General features: G+C 29.5%; 7 protein-coding genes. 6 read left to right on the top strand and 1 reads right to left on the bottom strand.

Features of this window, described 5'->3' with window-relative positions:
- Window positions 1-834: methionine adenosyltransferase (gene metK, locus BUA92_RS21080; protein WP_073022625.1), on the top strand; the 834-nt coding region annotated here is incomplete at its 5' end.
- Between the two features lie 63 nt (window positions 835-897).
- Here the strand turns inward: metK and nagA are convergent.
- Window positions 898-2,040 carry an N-acetylglucosamine-6-phosphate deacetylase gene (gene nagA, locus BUA92_RS21075; RefSeq protein ID WP_073022623.1) on the bottom strand — a complete coding sequence of 381 codons (1,143 nt, stop codon included), beginning with the start codon at window positions 2,038-2,040 and terminating at the stop codon, window positions 898-900.
- A 142-nt stretch (window positions 2,041-2,182) separates the two neighbouring features.
- Here nagA and recD2 point away from each other — a divergent pair, with 142 nt between their 5' ends.
- From recD2 to BUA92_RS21050, 5 genes are all read left to right on the top strand, one after another.
- Entirely contained in the window at window positions 2,183-4,411 is a 2,229-nt protein-coding gene (gene recD2 / locus BUA92_RS21070) for an SF1B family DNA helicase RecD2 (RefSeq protein ID WP_073022622.1), read from the top strand.
- A gap of 15 nt (window positions 4,412-4,426) precedes the next feature.
- Window positions 4,427-5,443, top strand: coding sequence for a hypothetical protein (locus tag BUA92_RS21065; protein WP_073022621.1), 1,017 nt, complete (start codon window positions 4,427-4,429; stop codon window positions 5,441-5,443).
- Window positions 5,416-6,093 carry a ComF family protein gene (locus BUA92_RS21060; protein WP_073022620.1) on the top strand — a complete coding sequence of 226 codons (678 nt, stop codon included), beginning with the start codon at window positions 5,416-5,418 and terminating at the stop codon, window positions 6,091-6,093. Before BUA92_RS21065 ends, BUA92_RS21060 begins: the two co-directional genes overlap by 28 nt.
- A 514-nt stretch (window positions 6,094-6,607) precedes the next feature.
- Window positions 6,608-7,150: a ribosome hibernation-promoting factor, HPF/YfiA family gene (hpf, locus tag BUA92_RS21055; RefSeq protein WP_073022619.1), complete on the top strand. Its 543-nt coding sequence runs from the start codon at window positions 6,608-6,610 to the stop codon at window positions 7,148-7,150.
- Between the two features lie 126 nt (window positions 7,151-7,276).
- The gene (locus BUA92_RS21050; RefSeq protein ID WP_073022618.1) at window positions 7,277-8,125 is read left to right on the top strand and encodes a DegV family protein; all 849 of its coding nucleotides are present in this window, start codon (window positions 7,277-7,279) and stop codon (window positions 8,123-8,125) included.
- The last annotated feature ends 118 nt before the right edge of the window (window positions 8,126-8,243 follow it).

Here is an 8,243-nt window from a genome sequence, read left to right as displayed (position 1 = left end):
GGCGAAATGGATAAAATCGATGCAGTTGGAGCTGGAGATCAGGGAATGATGTTTGGTTTTGCAACTAATGAAACTCCAGAATTAATGCCAGCACCTATAGCTATGGCGCATAGACTTTCAAGAAGATTATCTGAAGTAAGAAAAAATGGAACTTTAGAGTATTTAAGACCAGATGGAAAAACTCAAGTTACAGTAGAATATGATGATAATAAAGTAAAAAGAATTGATGCTATAGTAGTGTCAACTCAACATGGACCAGAGGTATCACAAGAACAAATAAAAAGTGATATTTTAGAACATGTAATAAAGGCTGTTATACCAGCTGAATTATTAGATGAAAATACTAAATATTATATAAATCCAACTGGAAGATTCGTTATAGGGGGACCACAAGGAGATGCTGGTTTAACTGGTAGAAAAATAATTGTTGATACCTATGGCGGATACGGTAGACATGGTGGCGGAGCTTTCTCAGGAAAAGATCCAACTAAGGTAGATAGAAGTGCAGCTTATGCGGCTAGATGGGTTGCAAAAAACCTTGTAGCAGCTGGTGTTGCTGATAAATTAGAGATAGAAGTAGCTTATGCTATAGGAGTTGCTAAACCAGTGTCAATAGAAGTAGATACATTTGGAACTGCTAAAATAGCTGATGATAAAATAATCGATATAATAAATAAGGTGTTTGATTTAAGACCAGGAGCTATTATAAGAGACTTAGATTTAAGAAGACCTATATATAAGAAGACAGCAGCTTATGGACATTTTGGAAGAACAGATGTAGAACTTCCTTGGGAACAACTAACAAGAGTTGAAGAAATAAAAAAATTAATATAGTATATTAAAAAAAAGTGGTTATAAAATGATTGTAAGTTATCATTTTATAAACCACTTTTTCTTCTAATTATTAGAATAAACTATTTTTCCGCCAATTATCGAATATTTAATTTCAATATTATCATCAAATAAAACTAAATCAGCATCATAACCTTCTTTTATTATACCTTTTTTGTCATCAACCTTACAATGTTTTGCAGGATTATAAGTAGCCATCTTAATAACCTCATGTAGTGGATAATTTGTATTTTTATATACATTTTTAATAGCATTATCAAGTGTTAGGATAGAACCCGCAAGAGCTCCATTTTCTAACCTTGCAGCACCATTTTTAACTATTACAGGCTGCCCACCCAAAGAATAAGAGCCTTCAGGCATACAACAGGCTTCCATTGCGTCAGATACTAATAATACTTTATCAGTTGTCTTTATTTTATATGCGGTTCTTAAAGAAGGATAAGATATATGAATTCCATCAGAAATAGTTTCTGTAGTTATATTTGAATCAAAAATAGCTCCAACAGTTCCAGCTTCTCTATGTTGAAATGGAGTCATAGCATTAAAAAGATGCGTGGAGTGTGATACACCATGTTTTATGCCTTCCATTGCCTCTTCATAAGTCGCCTTAGTATGTCCTAATGAAACTCTAACACCTTTATTATCTAAGTAAGAAATTAATTCTAATGCCCCTTCTACTTCTGGAGCTATAGTTATAGAAGTTACTGCATTCTCATATTCACCTACCATATCATGATAAGTTTCCTTAGATGGTTTTTGAAGGAAATTAGGGTTTTGCGCACCAATTGCTTGTGGACTAATAAAAGGGCCTTCTAAATGAGCACCTAATACATTGGCTCCTTCAGTACCTATTTCCTTTGCCTTTGATATAGCTTCCATAGACTTATATATATCTTTAATAGCAACAGTCATTGTTGTTGGCGTAAATGAAGTTGTACCGTGCTTAACTATGTTTTTTGAGATTTCATTTAAGGATTCATAAGTTCCATTCATAGTATCGTAACCGCCAGCACCATGTATATGAACATCTATAAAACCAGGAGATAAGTATAAACCTGTACCATCAATTATCTTATCATCTAATTCGTAAGAATCAGGGTTAATGCTCTTGATTTTACCGTCATTTATTAATATATCTCCTTTTTCAACTTTATCTAAAAATATAATATTAACATTTTTAATTAACATTTTTGTTATCGCCTCCTAAATTAAGAATAACTTCAAAGAGTATTTCAGTCAATAAACTAAACAGTGAAATATAAATATAAATTTATGGTATAATCATAATATATGCCTTTTAAGGTTAAGAATACTTAAGGAGCAAGATTAGATGGAAGAAATAAGTGGAATAATAGAAAGTATAGTATTTCATAATGAAGAAAATGGATATATGGTTGCAAAGCTTTCTAATGGAGAAAAGTCATTTACAGCTGTTGGAGTAGTTCCTTTTATAAAAGAAGGCATACACTTAAAGATAAAAGGTGAATGGGTATTGCATCCTAGCTTTGGGAGACAAATTAAAATAGAAGAGTGTGAAGAGATTATACCAAATACACTAGAAGGAATAGAGAAGTATCTATCTTCTGGAGTTATATATGGGATTGGACCTATTACTGCTAAAAAAATTATAGATAAATTTAAAGAGAACACTTTAGATATATTAGACAAAGATATTAATAAGTTAAGAGAAATTGAAGGCATTGGAGAAAAAAAGTTTTTACTTATAAAGGAATCCTATGAGGAACAAAAAGAGCTAAAAAACATAATAATATTTTTTCAAACTCATGGAGTAACAACTAACCAATGTATAAAAATATATAAAAGATTTGGAACAGATTCAATAAATATTGTAAAAGAAAATCCATATATTTTATGTGAGGAAATTACAGGAATAGGATTTAAAACTGCAGATAAAATTGCTAGAAGTATAGGTATAGAAAAGGATTCCCCTTATAGGATTGAAAGTGGAATAAAATATGTAATAAATCAATTTTGTGCAAATGGAAATACATATATGCCAGTTGAGATTCTTATAAAAGAGGGAATTGAGGTTTTAACTGTATCGAAACAAGTTATAGAAGAAAATTTATATAATGCATGTAGAGAACAAAAATTAATTTTGGAGAAGGTTAATGAGGATAATGGTGTTTTTACACTACCTTATTATTATTGTGAAATAGGAATAACAAAGAGAATATTAACTTTATCAGTAGCAAATTTTCAAAAATTTAATACTGATATAGAGTATGAAATATCTATGTTTGAAAATAAAAATGATATAAAGTTTGCAACATCACAAAAAAAAGCCATCTTAGGAGCTTTTAATAATGGAATAGAAATAATTACTGGAGGACCAGGAACAGGAAAAACAACAATCATTAAATGTATAATAAATATATTTGAGAAATCAGGAAATAGAGTTATTTTAGCAGCACCTACAGGAAGAGCAGCTAAGAGGATGAGTGAATCTACAGGAAAAGAAGCAAAAACTATTCATAGATTATTAGAAATGGGAGTTACTGATAGTGAGGAAAAAAGTATATTCGGAAAAGATGAAGGAAGTCCATTAGAAGCTGATGTAGTAATAATAGATGAGGCTTCTATGATAGATGTTATGCTTATGAACTCCTTACTAAAAGCTATTAGAGTAGGAACTAGAGTAATATTAGTTGGAGATGTAGACCAGCTCCCATCAGTAGGACCTGGAAATGTATTAAAAGATTTAATAGAAAGTGGTTTTACGGAAGTAATAAGATTAAAAGAAATATTTAGACAAGGAAAAGAAAGCCTTATAGTTGTAAATGCCCATAAGATAAATGAAGGAACTATGCCTATTTTAAATGAGCGAGATAAGGACTTTTTTTTCATAAAAGAGGATAACCTAGATTATATAATGACAACACTTATAGACTTAATTAATAACAGGCTTCCAAAATTTAATGCGAGTTGGGATAAGATGAAACATCTTCAAATACTAACGCCTATGAAAAAAGGGAATTTAGGAGTAACTAACTTAAATTATAGACTTCAAGAAATTCTGAATCCACCAAGTGATAATAAAAGAGAAAAAAAAATAAGAGACAATATATTTAGAGTAGGGGATAAAGTTATGCAAACTAAAAATAACTATACTCTAAAATGGAAAAGGGTAGCTGGACACGGAGAACCAGAAGGTGTAGGAGTTTTTAATGGAGACATGGGATTTATAGAGTCTATAAATGAAGAAGAGAAGATCTTTACTATAATTTTCGATGAGGAAAGAAAAGTAATTTATGATTTTATTTATTTAGATGAATTGGATTTAGCTTATGCTATTACAATACATAAAAGTCAGGGGAGTGAATTCCCTGTAATAATTACTCCAGCATATATGGGATCACCTATGCTTATGAACAGAAATTTATTGTATACGGGTATTACTAGAGCAAAACAGTTGGTAGTAGTAGTAGGTTCTATTAAAGCATTAAAATTTATGATAGAAAATACACGATCTACAGAAAGATATTCGTCATTAAAATTCAGAATAAAGGATATAATTTCAAGTGATGCGTTTAATTAGTGAGGGTTGATGATTATGGAGAATATAAATGAATTAAGGTATGCAGAAAATAAATTAAAGTTATGGTATAACAGAGAAATGGGGAAAATTATAAATGTTTTATCTGTTCCATATAATAGCTCTATAGTATTTGGAAAATTAATAAGTGATTTACTACAGTCTAATAAGAAGGTAGTATATGTTACTAATGATTATGAAGAGAATAAGGAACTGATTAAATATATTAAAGAGTATCAACGAAATATAAAATATTCCTATTTAAAAAATTATAATACCACTTTAGAGCCAGGAGTATTATATTTTATTAATTCAGCTAACTTAAGTGTATTAAAAGATGATGTAGAGTTAATAATTTATGATGATATAACTTCTTTTTCAAATTATTCTAAACTCCAGATAAAAGAGAAGGTTGATAATTTATATAAGTTTGCTCACAAGATAATAGTATACTCTATTGAAGATGTATATAGAAATATGGAGAGCATGGAGATTAGCAGTATTAATAAGCTTGGGCCGATAATAGAACCACGAGCAATTACAACAAGAATAAATCTTGAAGAAGATATGCCTTATATATTATATGAATACTTAAAGTGGTTTAAAGAAAGCAAAAGGAAGATAGTATTACATGTTCCTACAGAGGAATGTGGAGATAAGATATATGATTTATATACTAAAAAAATTAAAGTACTATCGGATGTTAAAATTATTAGGTTTAAAGAGCGCGATGAGATTAAGAAAATAGAAAAAATGCTTACTATGAAAAATCAACCAATTATGATAATAACGGAGTATATGGGAGAGAATTTAAATAATATTAATGATATTGATATTATAGTTATAAATGCTGAGAATAGTAGATTTGATTATAAGAAGATAGTATATCTATGTGGAAAGGTAGGTGCTAGAGAGAAGTATTTAGGTGAAGTAATCCTTATTTCTAGAGAAGTTAGCGACGATATGGAAAAAGCTAAGGATATAACTAGATATTTTAATAAATTAGTATGGGAAAGAGGCTTGTTAAAAGTTTAAAGTATCTTTTTGAATGTTTTTTATCAATAGTATACCCAAATAAAGAGGTATGCTTAATATGCGATGAAGAATATGAAGAAGATTATATTTGTGAGAAATGCAAAGATTTATTAATAAGAGTTGAAAAAACGATGCTAGATGAATATAAGGGAGAAAAATTTACAATACATTCTTGTATGCACTACACAAAAGAGTTAAAGAAGCTTATAGTGGATTTTAAAGTTCATAAAAATTTTTTAGCAGGTGAAGTACTTAAAGATATAATTATAGATGGAGTTAAGTTTTGGAATATAACAGGAGACTTAATAACATACGTCCCTTTAAGTAGAAGTAGAGAAAAGAAGAGAGGGTTTAATCAATGTTACTATTTAGCTAAAAAGGTTGCAGATTTTTATTCTATACCTATGAAGCCCCTTTTATATAAAGAAAATAATATTAAAGAACAAAAAAAGCTCTCAAAATCAGAACGTAAAAGTAATGTAGAAAATGCATTTAAGATTATAGAAAGAGATACTGTTAATAATAAAGTAATAATATTAATAGATGATGTAGTAACAACAGGAGCTACAGTTTTAGCATGTGCATATGAATTAAAAAAAATGGGTGCAAAAGAAGTTAATATATTGACAGTTGGACAAAGTCGTATATAATAAAAAGAGTATGAGGCTAGGTTTGTGGTTGAAAGTCGATGCTAGTCGCAGGCAAAACGATCCACGTAAGTTAGGCAAAGTTTTAATGAGCATGGTGCGGTATAGAAGTAAGTCCTGCCAGAGAAAATCTGAGAGTTCCAGTAGTGAGAGGTTAAGTCCGGGTAGCGAAAAATCCAGCAGGCGAGTGTGGGGTCAAAGACCAGGTCAGCTAGTCTCAATACAATATATCATGCGGTATGGCAGTCTTTTAAGACTGTTTTTTTATTTTTTAAATATAAAAATATTAAATATACATTTTGATAATAAATTATAATTTAAAAGCCAATGAAAACATATACATAAAGATGTAATATAGGGAATAACTAAGTATGAAGAAGATTGAAGAAGAAAAACTCTCTTAATATTCTGTAAATTCAGAAAAAACGAGTTGAAATTATGTAGAATAAGCTGTAAAATGTTTATAACAAACAGGTTCTTAACTAATTAATAGTTAAGGGTGGAAGGGGTTGACTTTATGAAAGTAACTGTAATAGCAAAAAATATTGAATTAACAAAGGCCTTGAAGGAAACAGTAGAAAAAAAGATATCAAAGCTTGGAAAATACTTTAACCCAGAAGTAGAGGCAAGGGCAACCTTAAGTGTACAAAAAAATAGACAAATAATAGAAGTTACTATTCCTTTTAATGGAGTTATATTAAGAGGAGAAGAAGCAACAGATGATTTATATAAATCTATAGATTTAGTAGAAGAAAAGTTAGAAAGACAAATAAGAAAACAAAGAACAAAGCTTTCTAGAAGAAATCATGGAGCTGATTCATTAAGATATGCATCATTTAGTGAAGTAGCAGCAGAAAATGATGATAATGACGAAGAATTTAATGTAGTTAAAACTAAAAGATTTAGTGTTAAACCAATGTCAACTGAAGAAGCAATTCTACAAATGGAACTTTTAGGGCATAACTTCTTTGTATTCCAAGATTCTGAATCAAACGATATGAATGTTGTATATAAGAGAAAAGACGGACAATATGGTCTGATTGAACCAGAAATGTATTAAAAAGAGCTGAAAAGCTCTTTTTTTTATGTCTAAAAATATTTTATTTTTCTAAAAAAAACTATATAGCTATTGATAAGGTTATCAATAATGATATAATTGTAGCATAAACATTTTAGGAGGAAACCAATGGAGAAAATTGCATTAATAACAGATACAACTAGTGATTTGCCTCAAGATATTATAGAAAAGTACAATATAAAAATTCTACCTTTTAGAATTATATATAAGGATCGTGAGTATAAAGACAAATATGAAATTACTCCGAAAGAAGTTTATGATAACTTTGAAAAAGAAATTCCGACATCCTCATTACCATTAGCTCAAGATATGGAAGAACTATATGATGAGTTAGAGAAGGAAGGATATACCCATGCGATAGCTATAACATTATCAAGTGGATTATCTGGAATTAGTAATGCTTTAAGACTTGTAAGTGAAAACCATGATAATATTGAATCTTTTGTGTATGATTCTAAGACTATATCTTGGGGCGAAGGAATACTTGTAAAAAAATGTGCAGAACTTATAGAACAAGGAAAAGACTTCAATTATATAAAAAATATATTGCCTGAATTAAGGAAAAAGGTTAAATTATTTTTTGTAGTTGGAACATTAGAATATTTAAGAAAGGGTGGAAGAATCGGTAGAATATCCGGAACCATAGGAGATTTATTGAATTTAAAGCCAATTGTAGCTGTGGATGATGAGGGAAGATACTTCACTCATAGTAAGGTAAGAGGTAGAAAACAATCCTTAAATAAAATGGTTAATATAGTTAAAGAGATTGTTAACGATAAAGAGCATGATATAATTGTATTAAATGGTTGCTCAGATGAGGATTGCAAATATATGATAGATCAATTTGAAAAAATAGATAATGTAAGCTCTGTTAATTATGGTGGAGATATCAGCCCTGTATCAGGAGTTCATAGTGGACCAGGACTCGTAGGGGTTGTTTTAGTAGAAAAAGAATAGAAAATAAGACCTTCTTATATTAGGAGGTTTTATTTTTTTACCAAAAACCTCTAAAAATACTATACTTAAAGGTTTTTGGTTGATTATTATAATAAATAAGTGATATAATTTATAAAGT

Origin of the sequence: Clostridium intestinale DSM 6191 (assembly GCF_900130055.1) — a bacterium.
GTDB lineage: Bacteria > Bacillota > Clostridia > Clostridiales > Clostridiaceae > Clostridium_T > Clostridium_T intestinale.
Note: the sequence above shows the minus strand (reverse complement) of the source record. Positions and strands in the feature narration are given on the sequence as shown.

Bases quoted from the DNA above. Each gene is read 5' to 3' on its own strand.
- hpf (WP_073022619.1), top strand. From the start codon at position 6,608: ATGAAAGTAACTGTAATAGCAAAAAATATTGAATTAACAAAGGCCTTG.
- BUA92_RS21060 (WP_073022620.1), top strand. From the start codon at position 5,416: ATGGGAAAGAGGCTTGTTAAAAGTTTAAAGTATCTTTTTGAATGTTTT.
- nagA (WP_073022623.1), bottom strand. From the start codon at position 2,040: ATGTTAATTAAAAATGTTAATATTATATTTTTAGATAAAGTTGAAAAA.
- BUA92_RS21050 (WP_073022618.1), top strand. From the start codon at position 7,277: ATGGAGAAAATTGCATTAATAACAGATACAACTAGTGATTTGCCTCAA.
- BUA92_RS21065 (WP_073022621.1), top strand. From the start codon at position 4,427: ATGGAGAATATAAATGAATTAAGGTATGCAGAAAATAAATTAAAGTTA.
- recD2 (WP_073022622.1), top strand. From the start codon at position 2,183: ATGGAAGAAATAAGTGGAATAATAGAAAGTATAGTATTTCATAATGAA.